At 65.8% G+C, this 18,175-nt stretch carries 16 protein-coding genes; 15 read left to right on the forward strand and 1 reads right to left on the reverse strand.

What is annotated here, in order from left to right; translation table 11 throughout:
- Positions 1–174 precede the first annotated feature (174 nt).
- On the forward strand, positions 175–1,995 hold the full coding sequence (locus SIL87_RS19415; protein ID WP_319615804.1) for a chloride channel protein: 1,821 nt from the start codon (positions 175–177) through the stop codon (positions 1,993–1,995).
- Between the two features lie 135 nt (positions 1,996–2,130).
- Here SIL87_RS19415 and SIL87_RS19420 read toward each other — a convergent pair whose 3' ends face one another.
- Positions 2,131–2,739: a DsbA family protein gene (locus tag SIL87_RS19420; protein WP_319615805.1), complete on the reverse strand. Its 609-nt coding sequence runs from the start codon at positions 2,737–2,739 to the stop codon at positions 2,131–2,133.
- 86 nt (positions 2,740–2,825) lie between these two features.
- On the opposite strand from SIL87_RS19420, the gene SIL87_RS19425 reads away from it, so the two are divergent.
- The 14 genes from SIL87_RS19425 (at position 2,826) to SIL87_RS19490 (ending at position 18,133) form a co-directional block, all read left to right on the forward strand.
- Positions 2,826–3,458 (forward strand): methyltransferase family protein, encoded by a 633-nt coding sequence (locus tag SIL87_RS19425; RefSeq protein ID WP_319615806.1) that lies wholly within the window; start codon positions 2,826–2,828, stop codon positions 3,456–3,458.
- Between the two features lie 217 nt (positions 3,459–3,675).
- Positions 3,676–4,140, forward strand: coding sequence for an NADH-quinone oxidoreductase subunit A (locus SIL87_RS19430; protein ID WP_319615807.1), 465 nt, complete (start codon positions 3,676–3,678; stop codon positions 4,138–4,140).
- Positions 4,137–4,733, forward strand: a complete 597-nt coding sequence (locus SIL87_RS19435; protein WP_319615808.1) for an NADH-quinone oxidoreductase subunit B — start codon at positions 4,137–4,139, stop codon at positions 4,731–4,733. The genes SIL87_RS19430 and SIL87_RS19435 overlap by 4 nt, the downstream gene beginning before the upstream one ends.
- 41 nt (positions 4,734–4,774) lie before the next feature.
- Positions 4,775–6,523, forward strand: a complete 1,749-nt coding sequence (nuoC, locus tag SIL87_RS19440; protein WP_405055278.1) for an NADH-quinone oxidoreductase subunit C/D — start codon at positions 4,775–4,777, stop codon at positions 6,521–6,523.
- The gene (gene nuoE / locus SIL87_RS19445; RefSeq protein ID WP_319615810.1) at positions 6,510–7,010 is read left to right on the forward strand and encodes an NADH-quinone oxidoreductase subunit NuoE; all 501 of its coding nucleotides are present in this window, start codon (positions 6,510–6,512) and stop codon (positions 7,008–7,010) included. The genes nuoC and nuoE overlap by 14 nt, the downstream gene beginning before the upstream one ends.
- Positions 7,007–8,293 carry an NADH-quinone oxidoreductase subunit NuoF gene (nuoF, locus tag SIL87_RS19450; protein WP_319615811.1) on the forward strand — a complete coding sequence of 429 codons (1,287 nt, stop codon included), beginning with the start codon at positions 7,007–7,009 and terminating at the stop codon, positions 8,291–8,293. The genes nuoE and nuoF overlap by 4 nt, the downstream gene beginning before the upstream one ends.
- Entirely contained in the window at positions 8,284–11,004 is a 2,721-nt protein-coding gene (gene nuoG / locus SIL87_RS19455) for an NADH-quinone oxidoreductase subunit NuoG (protein ID WP_319615812.1), read from the forward strand. Before nuoF ends, nuoG begins: the two co-directional genes overlap by 10 nt.
- A complete protein-coding gene (gene nuoH, locus SIL87_RS19460) occupies positions 11,001–11,960 on the forward strand; it encodes an NADH-quinone oxidoreductase subunit NuoH (protein WP_319615813.1) in 960 nt (319 codons plus the stop codon). The genes nuoG and nuoH overlap by 4 nt, the downstream gene beginning before the upstream one ends.
- A gap of 18 nt (positions 11,961–11,978) precedes the next feature.
- A complete protein-coding gene (nuoI, locus tag SIL87_RS19465; RefSeq protein WP_456304839.1) occupies positions 11,979–12,491 on the forward strand; it encodes an NADH-quinone oxidoreductase subunit NuoI in 513 nt (170 codons plus the stop codon).
- Complete coding sequence (nuoJ, locus tag SIL87_RS19470; RefSeq protein ID WP_319615815.1) at positions 12,488–13,006, forward strand: NADH-quinone oxidoreductase subunit J; 519 nt, start codon at positions 12,488–12,490, stop codon at positions 13,004–13,006. Before nuoI ends, nuoJ begins: the two co-directional genes overlap by 4 nt.
- 3 nt (positions 13,007–13,009) lie before the next feature.
- Positions 13,010–13,327 carry an NADH-quinone oxidoreductase subunit NuoK gene (gene nuoK, locus SIL87_RS19475; protein ID WP_319615816.1) on the forward strand — a complete coding sequence of 106 codons (318 nt, stop codon included), beginning with the start codon at positions 13,010–13,012 and terminating at the stop codon, positions 13,325–13,327.
- The gene (gene nuoL, locus SIL87_RS19480) at positions 13,324–15,198 is read left to right on the forward strand and encodes an NADH-quinone oxidoreductase subunit L (RefSeq protein ID WP_319615817.1); all 1,875 of its coding nucleotides are present in this window, start codon (positions 13,324–13,326) and stop codon (positions 15,196–15,198) included. The genes nuoK and nuoL overlap by 4 nt, the downstream gene beginning before the upstream one ends.
- Entirely contained in the window at positions 15,195–16,703 is a 1,509-nt protein-coding gene (gene nuoM, locus SIL87_RS19485) for an NADH-quinone oxidoreductase subunit M (protein ID WP_319615818.1), read from the forward strand. The genes nuoL and nuoM overlap by 4 nt, the downstream gene beginning before the upstream one ends.
- Positions 16,700–18,133 (forward strand): NADH-quinone oxidoreductase subunit N, encoded by a 1,434-nt coding sequence (locus SIL87_RS19490; protein WP_319615819.1) that lies wholly within the window; start codon positions 16,700–16,702, stop codon positions 18,131–18,133. Before nuoM ends, SIL87_RS19490 begins: the two co-directional genes overlap by 4 nt.
- The last annotated feature ends 42 nt before the right edge of the window (positions 18,134–18,175 follow it).

Genomic DNA, 18,175 nt, shown 5'->3' on the forward strand with positions numbered 1-18,175 from the left:
CCCGCCGATCACCCGACCCGATCGAACCAATCGTCGAAAATACTGGACAAGCCGGTTGACCCGCCATTTTGCCTGCGGCAACAGTATCGGGCCATGATGCTGACACAGACTGACGGCATGTGACCGCTGGGCGGGTGGTCCGTCCCTGCTTTCCTTATCTACTCCGGGCGTCTCATGGCCAGTTCCACCGTTCGCCGCGACTATCCGCAGCGTGTCCTCAACGGACTGAAGCGCCGGCTGAGCGCGGTCACGATCGACGCGCCGATGCATCTGCGCGCCCTGGTCCGCACCGACGAGCTGTGGCTGGCGGCGCTGGCCATCCTGGTCGGGATTCTCGGCGGAATTGCGGTCTTCCTGATGGATTTCTTCAGCCATCATTTCCATTTCTGGTTTTTCGCCCTGCCGCAATTCGGCGAGGGTCTGTCCCAGCAGGGCCATATCGACCCGATCCGCGCGATGTTCGTGCCCATCCTCGGCGGTGCCCTGCTCGGCTCGATCACCTGGCTGCTCGCCAAATACCGCCCCGGCAATTTCATCGACCCGGTCGAAGCCAACGCCCTCTACGGCGGCAAGCTGTCATTGCGCGATTCGGTCATCGTCGCGGCACAGACCGTCCTGTCCAACGGGGTCGGCGGCTCGGTCGGCATGGAAGCGGGCTACGCCCAGTTCGGCAGCGGCCTCGCCTCCTGGGTCGGCCAGCAATTCCGCCTCCGCCGCAACGACCTGCGAATCCTGGTCGGCTGCGGTGCCGCCGCCGCGATCGGCGGCGCCTTCAACGCCCCGCTCTGCGGCGCGTTCTACGGCATCGAACTCGTCATCGGCACCTATTCGATGACCAGCCTGCCGCTGATCATCATCGCCTCCCTCACCGGCACCCTGGTCGCCGACATGCTGATGGATGGCGGGGTCAAGGCGCTCGACGTCGTGCTCCCCACCTTCGTCCCCGGTTACGCCTATCCGCTCGCAATCCTGCTCGGCGTCACCGCCGGTTTCGTCGGCATCGCGATCATGCGCGGCGTCACCACCATCGAGGCCGCCTTCCGCCGCGCCGGGGTGCCGATCTGGCTGCGCCCGATCCTCGGCGGCGTCGTCGTCGGCCTGCTCGGCAGCATCACCCCGAAAGTTCTCGCCTCGGGCAATTCCTCGCTGCACACCCAGCTCGCCGTGGTCTATCCCCTCCTGCTCGCGGTCACCCTTCTGGTGATGAAATCGACCGCCTCGGCCTTCTCGATCGGCTCGGGCTTCCGCGGCGGCCTGTTCTTCGCCGCCCTGTTCATGGGCTCGCTGCTCGGTCGCGCCTATGGCGATGTCGCGGTGATGCTGCCCTTCGCCCATGGCGTGCCGATCGGCTTCTACGCCGTGGTCGGCATGGCCGCCCTCGCCGTCGCGATCGTCGGCGGCCCGATGACCATGACCTTCCTCGCCCTCGAAAGCACCAATAATTTCAGCATCACCATCGCGGTGCTCGCTGCCGCCATCGCCGCCTCGCTCACCGTCCGCCGCGTCTTCGGCTATTCCTTCACCACCTGGCGCTTCCACCTGCGCGGCGAAGCCATCCGCAGCGCCGTCGATATCGGCTGGATTCACAACCTCACGGTCGGGCGCATGATGCGGCGCACCCCCTATACCGTCCACGAAAACATGAGCATCCCCGCCTTCAAGACCGAATACCCGCTCGGCCGCACCCAATACGTCGTGGTGCTCGACGGCGACGAGCATTACGTCGGCCTCGCCTACCCCTCCGAAGCCCACGCCCCCGGCGAGGAAGAGCCGCTGACCATCCACGACATCCTCCGCCACCAGGAAGATTTCCTGCTCCCGCAAGGCACCGTCAAGGAAGCGATCAAAGCCTTCGAACGCACCGAATGCGACGTTCTCGCCGTGCTCGACGGCCCGGAAACCCGCCGCGTCCTCGGCGTACTCACCGAACAATACGCCCTGCGCCGCTACAGCGAGGAACTCGACAAACGGCGGCGGGAGTTGTCGGGGGAGTAGCAGAGAAAGCAAGCGCTTCTTTTTTGTAAAAAAGAAGCAAAAAACTTCTGCAATCAGGGGCACGGGCCTTTTCAACGGCAACGACCCAGATTCAAGAAAGTTTTTTGCTACTTTTTTACAAAAAAGTAGCCTTCCTCACTTCCCGTCCTGCTCCCGCATCGCCTGCGCAACCACCGACCGCAGATCCGCCGATGTCAGTCCCCCCACCACCTTGACCGGCCCGATATACATCGCCGGTATTTCATGAATCCCGAGCGCCCGTCCCCGCGCGAGATTCGCCGCGATCTCCGCCGCAACCTGCGGCCCCGCCATCGCCGCCTCCATTTTCGGCCAGTCGAGCCCGAGTTGCGTCGCATCCTGCTGCATCAGCGCCGGGGTCGGCACCGGCTTCTGGCTCATCAGCAATGCCCGCATCCGCCGATATCCCCCCTGCATCCGCGCGGCATAGAGCGCCCGGGTCGCCAGCATCCCCGCCGGCCCCAGAATCGGGTATTCGACCGGCACGTAACGGATGTCATGATCGGTTTCGATCAGCTTGTGAATCCGCTTGTTCATCGCCCGGCAGGGCGGGCAGCGGATATCGTAGAAATCGATGATGGTGACCTGCCCGTGCGGGTTGCCATAAATGGGGTCCCCCGGCCGCACGAGGCTCGCCGCGTTGACCTTACCCTTCGGCGCGGCAGCCCCCGTCGCCAGCGCCACCCCGGCCACCAGCGCCATCCGCACGGCATCACGACGGTTCATCCGGTTTGGCCCCGCTCTGTCATCCATGTGATATAGTCGATGTCGCGGATAAAATCAGTCCGCCTCAACCATCACGGGTGATCGACGTGCATCAGGCGACCGGCGTTTCTCTTCAGGAGATCCTGATCTACGCCCTGCTCTGGGTGAGTTTCGGCCTCGGCCACTCCCTGCTCGCCGCAACCCCGATACGCGCGCGCATGACAAGGCTGTTCGGCACCGGCGAACGCCTCGCCTACAACATCATCGCCCTGATCCACCTCGCTCTCGTGCTGCTGATCGGCATGGACCTGTTCCGCCATGCGGCATCCTTCGCCCTGCTCTGGCCGGTCCGCGCCCTCATGCTGCTCGCCGCCATCGCCGGGGCCATCGTCCTCGCCTTCGCCGGCAAATCCTACGATTTCGGCCGCTTCCTCGGCACCACCCAATGGCGCGGCGGCGTCGTCGAAACCGCGATGCCGGTCGAACCGCTCGCCACCGGCGGCATGAACGCCCTGGTCCGTCATCCGCTCTATCTCGGCGTCGTCCTGCTGCTGTTCGGCCTCGCCGACACCCCGTTCCGCCTCGAAACCGCCATCGCCGGCACGCTCTACATCCTGATCGGCATACACTTCGAGGAACGCAAGCTGATCGCGCTCTACGGGTCCGCCTACGCCGAGTATCGCCGCACCGTGCCGATGCTGTTGCCCCGCCCCCGCGCCGCGCTCAGGGTCGATCGTTGACTCAGGGCGCAGTACGGAATTAAGTTTCCCTGAATAAGAAAATATTTTTTTTATCTTTACTTATTTCTCGCGGTTCTGTCATATTCGCCAAGAGTGATGTGAAACGCATCGCGGGTAATGCGGCACGAGCCAGTAAGGTGGTGCCAATCACGAGAGGAAACGCGATGATCAGACACCATACAGGGAAGTTGTATCTCGACGGGGCCGGTTTCTCCCGATGAGTCATCACGTCGTCCCCACCAATTTCATCGGCCTCGGCTTCTACGTCATCGCGATCGTCGCGATGGTCACGGTCATGATCGGCGGCTCCTACGTGCTCGGCCCGCGCAAGCGCGGCCCGGCCGACACCAACCCGTTCGAATCCGGCATCATCCCCGCGCACGACACGCAAATCCGCTTCCCGAGCCAGTTCTACATCGTGGCGATGCTGTTCGTCGTCTTCGATCTCGAAATGGTCTTCGTCTTCGCCTGGGCGGTCGCCGCGCGCGAGGTCGGCTGGGTCGGCTACGGCGCGATCGTCGCGTTCCTCGCCTTCCTGCTCGTGGCCCTGGCCTATCTCTGGCGCTCCGGCGCGCTGGAATGGGGTCCGAAACCCTACGACCGCACCCGCCCGCGCTCCATCCCGCGCCGTCATCTGCCCACACCCGAGCCCTGGACCTCCCGGAAAGGACCCTCCGCATGAATCAATCCGTGCCCGATCCCGGCGGCAACAACCAGAAATTCATGCTCGGCAAACTGGAAGACCTCGTCTCCTGGGGCCAGAAGAATTCGCTCTGGCCGTTCAATTTCGGCCTGTCGTGCTGCTACGTCGAAATGGCGACCTCGTTCACCTCGAAATTCGACATCGCGCGCTACGGCGCCGAGGTTCTGCGCGCCACGCCGCGCCAGGCCGATGTCATCGTCATCGCCGGCACCGTGTTCCTGAAAATGGCCCCGGTGGTGAAATTCCTTTACGAGCAGATGCTTGAGCCCCGCTGGGTCATCTCGATGGGGTCCTGCGCCAATTCCGGCGGCATGTACGATGTGTACAGCGTGGTCCAGGGCGTCGACAGCATCCTCCCGGTCGATGTCTACGTCCCCGGCTGCCCGCCCCGTCCGGAAGCCCTGTTCGAAGGCCTGATGCTGCTCCAGAACTCGATCGGCGCGACCAAGCGCCCGCTAAGCTGGATGATCGGCGAAACCGGCCCGGTCCCCTACGTCAAACCGAGCCAGCGCGACCTGAAAAACGACCAGCGCATGGCCATGACCTCCGCCCGGCTGCCGGATCACGTCTGATGGGGGAGACCGAGACGATGCCGGACACAGCGCACACCACGATGCAAAACGGCCTCGCCCGCACGCATCCGGTCCCGCCGCGCGCGAGCGGCGAAACCTCGCCGCAGATCTGCGCCGACGGGATCGAAACGATCTGGTGCGATGTCGACGACCTGCTCGGCGTCATGACCCGTCTGCGTTCCGACCCCGCGCAGAATTACCGCATGCTGCTCGACATCACCGCGATCGACGAGCGCACCCGCCTCAACCGCCCCCACCCCTGGGCCGCCGATTTCACCCTGCTCTATCATCTGTTCCGCCACGAGGACGGGCGCGAAATCCGCGTCAAGGTGCCACTGGCCATGAACGCACTGATCGCCCCCACCTTGTGCGGCCTCTGGTCCAACGCGGACTGGTACGAGCGCGAAGTGTGGGACATGTTCGGCATCCGCTTCGCCGGCCACCCCGACCTGCGCCGGATGCTGATGCCGGAAAGCTGGGTCGGCCACCCGCTGCGCAAGGACCATTACTGCCGCGCGACCGAACAGGGCCCGTTCGTGATGCCCGATTCGACCGCGATCGCCGAACAGCATGCCCTGCGCGACATTCCCCTGCTCGCCGGCATGATCGATGCGGGCGAGAACGATCCCGAAACCATGATCGTCAATCTCGGCCCCAACCATCCCAGCCTGCACGGCGTGCTCCGCCTCGTGGTGAAACTCCACGGCGAGGAAATCATCGACATCATCCCCGAAATCGGCTTCCACCATCGCGGCGCCGAAAAAATCGGCGAACGCCAGTCCTGGCACAGCTTCATCCCCTATACCGACCGGATCGACTACGTCGCCGGCGTGATGAACAACTTCCCCTACGTCATGGGCGTCGAAAAACTCGCGGGCATCACCGTCCCGCCCCGTGCCCAGATGATCCGGATCATGCTGGCGGAAATCTTCCGCATCATCAGCCATCTCGTGTTCTTCGGCACCATGGTGCAGGATGTCGGCCAGCTCTCCCCGGTGTTCTTCGTCTTCACCGACCGTGAACGCGCGCTCGAACTGATCGAGGTGATCTGCGGGTTCCGCATGCACCCCTCGTTCTTCCGCATCGGCGGCGTCGCCGCCGACCTGCCGCAGGGCTGGGACGGCAGGATCCGCGATTTCCTGGCCTATCTGCCCAAGCGCCTCGACGAGTACGAGGCGATGGTGATGCGCAACAAGATTTTCCAGATCCGCACCATCGGCATCGGCGAATACACCGCCGAGGAAGCGCTCGACTGGGGCATCACCGGCCCCGGCCTGCGCGCGACCGGCGTCAATTTCGACTACCGCAAATCCCACCCCTATTCCGGCTACGACCAGCTCGAATTCGACGTCCCGACCGCCCAGCGCTCCGATTGCTTCAACCGGGTTCAGCTCCGCCTCGACGAAATGCGCCAGAGCCTGCGCATCATCAGGCAATGCCTCGAACAGATGCCGCCCGGCCCGGTCAAGGCGATGCACCCGCTGGCGATGCCGATGCCGCGCGAAGCGGTCCTGAACGACATCGATTCCCTGATCCCGCATTTTCTCAACTCGACCTGGGGCGCGGTCATCCCGCCCGGCGAGGTCTCATCCACCATCGAGGCAACCAAAGGCTTGAACACCTATCATCTGGTCAGCGACGGCACGACCACCCCCTATCGCGTCCGCATCCGCACCCCCTCTTTCGCCCATCTGCAGACGATCCCGATGATGAGCCGCGGCACCTACCTCGCCGACCTCATCGCGATCATCGGCAGCATCGATTTCGTGATGGCCGATGTCGATCGTTGAGCGCCAGCCCCCGCTCGATGCGACCGAGCGGGCGGCCATCGCGGAGCTGATCGCGCATTACCCCACCGCGCGCGCCGCCGCGATCGATTCGCTGAAATACGTGCAGCAGCGCCGCCGCTACGTGTCGGACGGCACGCTGCACGAGGTTGCCCATCTGCTCGGCATGTCCGCCGCCGAGCTCGACGAGGTCGCGACCTTCTACAACCTGATCTACCGCAAACCGGTCGGCGAAAAGGTCATCCTGCTCTGCGACAGCATCAGCTGCTGGATCACCGGGCGCGACCAGCTCGCCGCGCATATCCACCAGCGCCTCGGCATCAGGCAGGGCGAAACCACCGCCGATGGCCGGTTCACCCTGCTGCCGATCGTCTGCCTCGGCGATTGCGATCACGCCCCGGTCATGATGGTCGGCGATACCCTGCACGGCAATGTCGATACCGCGGCGCTCGATGCCATTTTCCAGCCGGCCGAAAGCGACACCCCATGAGTGCGATCCCGCGCCTGCCGCTCACCCGCAACATCCGCCGGGGTGCCGCCCCGTTCAGCCGCGCCGAATATGAACAGGCCGATGGCTACCTCGCGGTGCGCGATACGCTCGGCAAGGTCGAGCCCGCCAGCCTGATCGCCCTGATCGCCGCCTCCGGCCTCGGCGGCTGTGGCGGCGGCGGCTTTCCCACCGGGCGCAAATGGCAGCTCATGCCCGGCAAGGACCAGCGCCCCGGCCCGCGCTACCTCTTGATCAACGCCGACGAAATGGAACCCGGCACCTTCAAGGACCGGCTCCTGCTCGAAGGCGACCCCCACCAGATGATCGAAGGCATCATCCTGAGCGCCTACGCGCTTCAGGCCGACCACGCCTACATCTTCGTGCGCGGCGAATACCTCACCGCGATCGAGCGCCTCAACCACGCCATCGCCGAAGCCGAGGCCGCGGGGCTGATCGGCGAAAACATCCTCGGTTCGGGCTTCGACCTTTCGGTCCAGGTCCATGGCGGTGCCGGTCGCTACATCTGCGGCGAGGAAACCGCCCTGCTCAACTCGCTGGAGGGCCGCCGCGCCATCCCGCGCTCCAAGCCGCCGTTTCCGCAGGTCAACGGCCTCTGGGGCTGCCCGACCATCGTCAACAATGTCGAGACCATCTGCAACGTCCCCCATATCGTGCGCTACGGCGCAGACTGGTATCGCGGCCTCGGCGTCAACGGTGCCCTGGGGACCAAAATCTACGGCGTCAGCGGTCGCGTCCGCAATCCCGGCACGTTCGAACTGCCGATGGGCACGCCGATGCGCGACATGATCGAAGACCACGCGGGCGGCATGAAAGACGGCTACCGCCTCACCGCCGTGCTCCCCGGCGGCGCCTCGACCGCCTTCCTGATGGCGGAAAATCTCGACGTCCCGATGACCTTCGCCGATATGGCCAAGCACGGCACCCGCCTCGGCACCGGCACCGCCATCGTGCTCGACGACAAAACCTGCCCGGTCGGCTTCATCGCCAATCTGCAACAATTCTTCGCCCGCGAATCCTGCGGCTGGTGCGCCCCCTGCCGCGACGGCCTGCCCTGGGTCGAGCGCACCCTCAAATCGATCGAAGCCGGCGAAGGCCGCGCCACCGATCTCGATCTCCTGCTGGAAATGACCGGCAATCTCGGCCCCGGCCGCACCTTCTGCGCCCTCGCCCCCGGGGCCATGGCCTCGCTGCAGAGCGGATTGCAGTATTTCGGCCCCGTGTTCGAACAACATATCGCGACGAAAGCCTGCCCATGGACCTGAACCATCTGGACATCACGGTCGACAACCTCACCATCACCGCGCGGCCCGGGCAGAACATCCTCGAAGCCTGCCTGTCGGCGCAGAAAGACATCCCCTATTTCTGCTGGCACCCCGCGCTCGGCTCGGTCGGCTCCTGTCGCCAATGCGCGGTCAAGGTCTTCAACGGCCCGGACGATCACACCGGCCAGATCGTCATGGCCTGCATGACCCCGGTAACGCCGGGTCTACGCATGTCGATCGCCGATCCCGCCGCCGCCGCCTTCCGCGACCGGGTGATCGAATTCGTCCTCACCAACCACCCGCACGACTGCCCGGTCTGCGAAGTCGGCGGCGAATGTCACCTGCAGGACATGACCGTCCTCGCCAAACATACCGACCGGCGCTACCGCTTCACCAAGCGCACCCATCTCAACCAGAATCTCGGCCCGTTCATCCGCCATGAAATGAACCGCTGCATCGGCTGCTACCGCTGCGTGCGCTTCTACCGCGACTATGCCGGCGGCACCGATTTCGGCGTGTTCGGCGCCAACCGCAACGTCTATTTCGGCCGCGCGGAATCCGGCACGCTGGAAAACGAATTCGCGGGCAACCTCGTCGAGGTCTGCCCCACCGGCGTCTTCGTCGACAAACCCTTCTCGGCCCGGTTCCGCCGCAAATGGGACATGCGCGCCACCCCGTCGATCTGCCCGCATTGCGCGGTCGGCTGCAACGTCACGGTGCAGGAACGCGAAGGGGAGTTCCGCCGCGTCACCAACCGCTACAATGCAACGCTCAACGGCTATTTCCTGTGCGACCGCGGCCGCTTCGGCACCGGCTTCCTCGAAAGCGCCGCCCGCCTGCGCACATCCAAGCAGCGCACCGGCGACACCGCACGCTCCGATATCGACGCCGATACCGCCCGCAACGCACTGGCCACCCTGCTCCGCGCCGGGGATGCCATCGGCATCGGCTCGCCCCGCGCCTCGCTCGAAGCCAATTTCGCCCTGCGCGCCCTGGTCGGCCCCGACCGCTTCTTCGCCGGGGTCTCCGATCACGACGCCGCCATCGCCGCCACCGCCGCCGCCCTGATGCGCGACCACCACATCCCGATCGCCACGATCGCCGACGCCGAAGCCGCCGATACCGCCCTCATCCTCGGCGACGATCCGTCGGACATCGCACCGATCCTCGCTCTGTCGCTGCGCCAGATGGCCCAGCGCGCCGACCGCGCCACGCTCGACGCCCGCCAGATCCCGGACTGGAACGACACCCCGGCCCGCATCGCAGCCGAAGGCCACCGCGTCCCCCTGCTGATCGCCACCCCGCTCGCCACAAGGCTCGACGGCATCGCCCACGAAGCCACGCGCATGGCGCCGGCCCCGCTCACCGCGCTGGCCTGCGCGATCGCCCACCGGCTCGACGGCGCAGCCCCCCTCACCACCACGCCCGAACACAGCGAAAACCCCTCGGCCCGCGCGAGCGACATCGCGGCGGTGCTCGGTCGCGCCAGCGCCCCGGTCATCGTGGTCGGCGGCGCCGCCTGCGGCCCCGATCTGATTCTGGCCGCGGCCAACATCGTCATCGCGCTGCGCCGCACCGGTGCCGCCGCCCGACTCGCGATCCTGCTGCCCGAAGCCAACTCCCTCGGCCTCGCTTTGCTCGACGCCAAACCCCTCGCCGCCGCGCTCGACCTGCTTGCCGCCGGCCACGCCAAACGCGTCATCGTCCTCGAAAACGACCTTCACCGCCGCGCGGACGAAGCCACGCTCGACCGCGCCTTCGCCGGGGTCGAAACCCTCTGCGCACTCGACCATATCGAAACCGCCACCACCGAAAACGCCGACATCGCCATCGCGACCGGCAGCTTCGCCGAATCGGACATCACCTTCGTCAACCTCGAAGGCCGGATGCAGCGGGGCCACAAGGCGATCTTCTCCAACACCACGGCGCCGCAATCCTGGCACGTCCTGCGCGATGCCGGGATCGCATCGGGCCGCTTCTCCGCCGATCGCTGGCACGACCACGCCGCCCTGATCGGCGCAATGGCCGCCGAACTTCCGGTCCTCGCCGCAATCGAAACCGTCTGGCCCGCCACCCGGTCCGGCGACATGCAGCGTCAGGCGACCCTGCCTCACCGCTACAGTGGCCGCACCGCCGTCAACGCCGGGCTCGACGTGCGCGAACCCAAGCCCCACGCCCACCCCGATTCCCCGCTCGGCACCACCATGGAAGGCCCGCCGCTCCACGCCGGCTCGCCGATCGTGCCCTATTTCTGGTCCCCCGGCTGGAACTCCGCCCAGGCGGTCAACAAATTCCAGACCGAAATCGGCGGCGATCTGGTCGCGGGCGGCCGCGGCGCGCTGATGTTCGGCGGCAGCGCCGGGCGCAGCACCTACGCCACCCTCGCCGCCCCGCCACGCGCCGCCGGAGCCCCGCTGTTCCTGCCGCTCGCCCGGGTCTTCGGCTCGGATGAACTCAGCGCCCTCGCCCCCGCCGTCACCGCCCGCATGGCCCCGCCCGACCTCGTGATCGGCCCGGACGATGCCGCGCAATTCGGCCTCACCGCCGGCAGCGTGGTCGACTGCACCATCGGCGGCACCACGGTCACCCGCCTCGTCACCATCGCGTCCGGCCAGCCCGCCGGCCTGATCGGCATCGCCACCGGCTTCCCCGGCGAACCCGCACTCCATCTGCCCGGCACCGGCACCTTCAGCGCGGGAGACCGCTCATGATCCCGATCCTGATCGCGCTGGCAGAGGCCGCCGGCATCCTGCTCAGCGTCACCCTGCTCGCCGCCGCACTCACCTTCGCCGAACGCCGCCTGCTCGGCTTCTGGCAGGACCGCCTCGGCCCCAACCGGGTCGGCTGGGAAGGCACGCTTCAGGTCGCCGCCGACATGATCAAAATCTTCTTCAAGCAGGACTGGACCCCGCCTTTCGCCGACCCGATCATCTTCGTCGCCGCCCCGATCATCGTGATGGCCACCGTCATGCTCGGCTTCGTGGTCCTGCCGATCACCCCGCTGATCGGCATCGTGCCGAACATGAATATCGGCCTGCTGTTCTTCCTCGGCATGACCTCGCTGTCGGTCTACGGCGTGATCCTCGCGGGCTGGTCGTCCAACAGCAAGTTCGCCCTGCTCGGCGGCATGCGCGCCGCCGCCCAGATGGTCAGCTACGAGGTCTTCATGGGCCTCGCCTTGATCGGCGTGGTCATGCTGACCGGCTCGTTCAGCCTCGAAAAGATCGTCGATGCGCAAACCCATCTCTGGTTCGTCATCCCGCAATTCTTCGGCTTCCTGCCCTTCCTGATCGCCGGCATCGCCGAAGCCCATCGCCTCCCGTTCGACCTGCCGGAAGGCGAAAACGAACTCGGCGCGGGCTTTCACACCGAATATTCGAGCATGAAATTCGGCATGTTCTTCGTCGGCGAATACGCCAGCATCGTCCTGATCTCCTCGATCACCGTGGTGCTCTATTTCGGCGGCTGGCACGGCCCGTTCCTGCCGCCCGCCCTCTGGTTCGCCCTGAAGATCGGCTTTTTCATCGCCTTCTTCATCCTGCTCCGCGCCGCCCTGCCGCGCCCGCGCTACGACCAACTGATGTCCTACGGCTGGAAGCTGATGCTGCCGCTCTCGATCGCCAATCTCGCGATCACCGGCGCGCTGATGCTCGCCGGTATCGGCTGAGGAAGACCCGCCATGTTCATCACCAGCGCCATCCGCACCCTCTGGCTCACCTTCCTCCATCTGTTCCACAAAGCCGAGACCATCCAGTACCCGGAGCAACAGCCCTATCTCTCGCCGCGCTACCGGGGCCGCATCGTCCTGACCCGCGATCCGGACGGCGAGGAACGCTGCGTATCCTGCTATCTCTGCGCCGCGGTCTGCCCGGTCGACTGCATCAGCCTGCAGAAAACCGCCGAGCCCGATAAATGGACCCCCGAACATTTCCGGATCAACTTCTCCCGCTGCATCTTCTGCGGCTTCTGCGAGGAAGCCTGCCCAACCTCCGCGATCCAGCTGATCCCCGATTTCGAAATGAGCGAGTTCTCCCGCCAGAACCTCGTCTACGAAAAGGAAAACCTGCTGATCGCCGGCACCGGCAAGGTGCCCGACTACAATTTCTACCGGGTCGCCGGCGTCAATGCCTTCGGCAAGGACAAAGGCAAGGCCCTGAACGAATCCGAACCGGTCGACCCCAGGGGATTGCTGCCATGACCCTCGATCCCTTCAACATCGTCTTCTACGCCGCCGCCGCGTTCAGCCTGGTCACCACCGCCCTCGCCATCACCCGGTCCAACCCGGTCTACGGCCTGCTCAACTTCGTGCTGTCCCTGCTCGGCATGGCGGTGATCTTCTTCGTCCTCGGCGCGCCCTTCGCCGCCGCGCTCGAAGTCATCGTCTACGCCGGCGCGATCATGGTGCTGTTCCTCTTCGTGGTCATGATGCTCAAGCTCGACCGTAACGCCGCCGCCCGCGAAACCAGCTGGATACCCCGCACCATCTGGATCGTCCCCATCCTGCTCGGCGCCGCCCTCGGCGGTGAACTCATCTTCGTCCTGCTCAACCATGCGGGCGGTGCGGCGAGCCGCCATGTCGTGGTCTCGCCCCAGGCGGTCGGCATCCGCCTGTTCACCACCGATATCGGCGCGGTCGAACTCGCCTCGATGCTCCTGCTCGCAGGGCTGATCGGCGCCTATCACCTCGGCCGTCCGACCAAAGCGGGAGACTGAACCATGGTCACACTCTCCTGGCAGGCGCCCACCGCGCTCGCCGCCATCCTCTTCGCCATCGGCATGCTCGGCCTGCTCGCCCGCCGCAGCCTCGTCTTCGTGCTGATGTCGATCGAAATCATGCTCAACGCTGTCGCCCTGCTGTTCATCACCGCCGGCATGCGCTGGGGCGACCCCCAGGGTCAGATCATGTTCATCTTCGTGATCAACCTCGCGGGCGCCGAGATCGCCCTCGGCCTGATCCTGCTGCTCCGCCTGCGCGCGCGCATCACCACCCTCGATGGCGACAAAGCCACCCTGCTGCGGGACGTCAAGGCATGAACAACCTCCTCTGGATCGTCCCCGCATCGCCGCTGCTCGGCGCCTGCCTGATCGGATTCTTCGGCTCGATCATCCCCGGCCGCGTCGCCGGTTTCATCGGCACCGCCAGCGTCGGCATCGCCGCAATCATCGCAAGCCTGATCGGCATCCACTGGTACCACGACGCCCCCGCCTCGCATGTCTACACCGAACACCTCTGGAACTGGGTCTCCCTGCCCGGCATGCATATCGGCCTGAGCCTCTATCTCGACCCGGTCTCCCTGCTGATGATGCTGGTCATCACCATCGTCGGCACCCTGATCCACCTGTTCTCCACCGAATACATGGAGGGCGAGGAAGGCTACAACCGCTATTTCGCCTACCTCAACATCTTCGTCGCCGCCATGCTCCTGCTGGTTCTGGCCAGCGACCTTCTGGTCATGTTCATCGGCTGGGAAGGGGTCGGCGTCTGCAGCTACCTCCTGGTCGGCTTCTGGTTCCACGAGACGAAAAACGGCTACGCCGCCCGCAAATCCTTCGTCGTCACCCGCGTCGCCGATGTCGCGATGCTGGTCGGCATCCTGCTTCTCGCGGTCAGGACCGGCACCCTCTCGATCCAGCCGATGCTCGATCGCGCGGTCGATCTCGCCTCCAACGGCGGCAGCTGGATCACCGTCGCCGCCGCCCTCCTGCTGATCGGCGGCCTCGGCAAATCCGCACAGTTCCCGTTCCAGACCTGGCTGCCCGACGCCATGGCCGGCCCCACCCCGGTCAGCGCCCTGATCCACGCGGCCACCATGGTCACCGCCGGCATGTATCTTGTGGTCCGACTCCACGTCCTCTATCTGCTGGCGCCGGACGTGCTCGCCGCAATCTCGATCGGCGCCGCCATCACCATCCTGCTCGCCGCCTTCGCCGCTTTGGTCCAGAGCGACATCAAGCGCGTCCTCGCCTACTCCACCATCAGCCAGATCGGCTACATGTTCCTCGCCCTCGGCGTCGGCGCGTGGTCGGCGGCGATGTTCCACTTCCTCACCCATGCCGTGTTCAAGGCGCTGCTGTTCCTCTCCGCCGGCGCCATCGCGATGCGGATGCACCATGAACAGAACATCTTCAAAATGGGCGGGCTGCGCACCCGCATCCCGCTCGCCTTCTGGAGCTTCCTGATCGGCTCGGCCTCGCTCGCCGCCCTTCCGGTCATCAGCGCGGGCTCGTTCAGCAAGGAAATGATCCTCGGCGCGGTCTGGTACGCTCCCGGCCTCGGCCCGATCCTCTGGGCCGCCGGCCTGCTCGGCGCGCTGGTCACCGCCACCTACATCTTCCGCGTCGTCTTCCTGGTCTTCTTCGGCCCCGCCCATTCCGAAGTGCTCGAACCCTACGGCATCCGCATCGCCATCCCGCTGATCATCCTCGCCGCCGGCTCGGTCCTGATCGGCTGGCTCGAAACCCCGAACTTCCTCGGCGACAACCAGATGGTCCTGACCCTGCTGACCCCCGCGGTCGGCGCGATCAAGGCGCATGGCGGGCTCGACATCATCGTGGAGGGCGCAGGCTACGTCATCCCCCTGTTCGGCCTCGGCATCGCCTTCGTCCTGTTCCGCAACGGCCACTGGGAACGCGTCGGCCTCGCCCCGCCCAGCGCATTCCGCCGCCTGATGGCGAGCGGCTTCGGCTTCGATGCGATCTACGATGTCCTGTTCGTCCGTCCCTTCCTCGCCCTCGTCCGCATCCTCCGCAACGATCCGGTCGATCTCATCGTCACCCTCCTCATGGCCATCGCGCTGCGGCTCCACCAGGCGCTGCGCGGCAGCCAGGTCGGTCAGGTCCGCCGCTACGCCGGCTGGCTGATGGTCGGCTCGATCGCAACCATTGCCATTCTGGTGTTCAAATGATCCTCCTCTGGCTGCTCGTCATCCCGCTCGCCGGCGGCCTGCTCGCCTGGCCCGCCGGAAAACTCAACCCCACCTTGCCGCGCGTCATCAGCCTCGCGGCCCTCGTGCTCGACCTGATCCTGATCCTGCCCCTCCTGCACAACGTCACCCCCGCCAACCTCATCGCCCCCGGCCACTGGCTGGTCGGGTTCGACGCGCCGTGGATTCCCTCCTTCGGCATCAGCCTCCGCCTCGATCTCGACGGGCTGAGCTGGCTCCTCATCGTCCTCACCCTCGCCATCGGCGTGTTCTCCGTCGTGGTCTCCTGGAAGGAAATCCAGGACGATGTCGGCTTCTTCCACGCCAACCTGCTCTGGTCCCTCGCCGGGTCGATCGGCGTGTTCCTCGCGCTCGACCTCTTCCTGTTCTTCTTCTTCTGGGAGGTCATGCTGGTGCCGATGTATTTCATCATCGCCATCTGGGGCCACGAAAACCGCCGCCGCGCCGCGCTCAAATTCTTCCTGTTCACCCAGGGCAGCGGCCTGCTGATGCTGCTGTCCATCCTCGCCCTCGCCTTCCTGCACGACCAGCAGACCGGCAAACTCACCTTCGACTACTTCGCGCTCCTCACCAGCCAGCCCGGCGGCACCTTCGGCTATCTCGTCATGCTCGGCTTCTTCATCGCCTTTCTGGTCAAGCTGCCCTCCTTCCCGGTCCACACCTGGCTGCCCGAAACCCACACCGAAGCCCCCACCGCCGGCTCGGTCATCCTCGCCAGCATCCTGCTGAAAACCGCCGGCTACGGCCTGCTCCGCTTCGCCGTGCCGCTCTTCGTCGCCGCCTCGCGTGATATCGCGCCCATCGCCATGTGGCTCGGCGTCGTCAGCATCTTCTACGGCGCCATCCTCGCCTACGGCCAGTCCGACCTCAAGAAGCTCGTGGCCTATTCCAGCATCAGCCACATGGGCTTCGTCCTGGTCGGCATCTACACCTTCAACTACATCGCCTGGCAGGGCGTCGTCATCCTCATGATCGCCCACGGCATCAGCACCGGCGCGTTGTTCATCACCGTCGGCAGCATCCAGAAACGCCTCCACACCCGCGATCTCGGCCGCATGGGCGGCCTCTGGACCGACGTGCCGCGCCTCTCCTCCTTCGGGGCCTTCTTCGTCCTCGCCTCGATGGGCCTGCCCGGCCTCGGCAATTTCGTCGGCGAATTCCTGATCCTGCGCGGCACCTACGAAGTCGCCCCGCTCATCGCCATCTTCGCCGCGATCGGCCTTATCCCCGCCGCCCTCTATTCCCTCATCGCGATCCAGCGCGCCTTTCATGGCAACGCCGCCGAACCCCGCACCCTGCCCGATTTCGGTGCGCGCGAAACCATCATGATGATCGCCCTCGGCGCCGCCATCATCTGGCTCGGCGTCTACCCCCAGCCGGTCCTCAAAATCGCCGCCCCCGGCCTCGGCAACCTCGTCCCGATCGACACCACCGCAGGACTGACCCTCACCCGGAGCGGCACATGATCTCCCATCTGCAGGCGTCCGCCCCGCTGCTCATCCTTGCGGCGGCCATCACCATCCTGCTCGCCGCCATCGCGATCAAGCGCAGCTTCGCGGGCAGCGTCGCCATCAGCGCCATCGGCCTGCTCGCCGCCATCGCCAGCACGCCCTGGGCGATCAACGCCACCGGCCCCGCGCCGATGCCCACCCTCTTCATCTTCACCACCGAATCTCTCGGCTTCGCCGCCCTCGTCATCCTCGCGGCACTCGGCGTGCTGATCCTCGCCGCCGGCTATTTCACCACCGGCATCAAGCTCCCGCGCGAGGAATACCCGCTGCTCCTGCTCATCGCGACCCTCGGCGCGGTCGCCCTCACCCTCTCGGCCAGCTTCATCACCCTGTTCCTCGGGCTGGAGACCATGAGCCTCGCCATGATCGGCATGATCGCCTACCCGCGCTACCGCCCGGGCGCCGAGGAAGCCGGGCTGAAATACCTCATCCTCTCGGGCATGTCCTCGGCACTGGTCCTGTTCGGCATCGCGCTGGTCGAACTCGCGACGAACCATCTGCAATTCACCCCCGTCCTCGCGACCCTGCTCACCGGCACGCCCATCCTGCTCGCCGCCGTCGCCCTGATCGGCGCGGGTGCCGGCTTCAAGCTCGGCGTGGTGCCCTTCCACATCTGGGTGCCGGACATCTACGCCGGCGCCCCCGCACCCTCCGCCGCCTACGTCGCGGTGATCCCGAAAATCGCCGTCCTCGCCGTGATCATCCGCATCCTCGAAATGCCCGGCGTCGCCTTCTCGCACGGCACCATCACCGCCATCACCATCGTCGCGATCCTCTCGATGGCGATCGGCAACCTCCTCGCGTTGATGCAGGAAAACATCAAACGCATCCTCGGCTATTCCTCGATCGCCCATCTCGGCTACGTTCTGGTCGCCCTTCTCGCCGCCAGCGCGATCGGCCGCGCCGGCGTCATCTTCTACATCGTCACCTACGCCATCACCGTCATCGGTGCCTTCGGCATCATCGGCATCCTCTCCCGCGCCACCGCCGGGCGCGATCTCGATCAGGTCAGCGAATTCCACGGCCTGTTCTGGGAACGCCCGTTCCTCGCCACCATCATGACCCTGGTGCTGCTCTCGCTCGCCGGCGTGCCTCCCGCCATCGGCTTCATCGCCAAAATGTACATCATGGCTGCGGGCGTCCACGCCGACCTGCGCATCCTCACCGGAACCCTCGTCGTCACCAGCGTGATCGGCCTGTTCTACTACCTGCGCATCATCATCGTGATGTCGCTCAAACCGGTCGAACGCACCGCAACCCCCGAAATGGCCATGGCCGTCCCCATGACCGGCTGGATCACCATGGCGACCCTCGGCGCCCTGATCATCGGCTTCGGCGTCGATCCCGAATCCCTCATCGTGATCCTGCGCAGCCTGTTCGGGTAGGTGACCGCACCGGTCCTGTCCCGGCTCACCTCCCCATGCTAC

This window comes from Acidiphilium acidophilum, assembly GCF_033842475.1.
Classification (GTDB): Bacteria; Pseudomonadota; Alphaproteobacteria; order Acetobacterales; family Acetobacteraceae; genus Acidiphilium; species Acidiphilium acidophilum.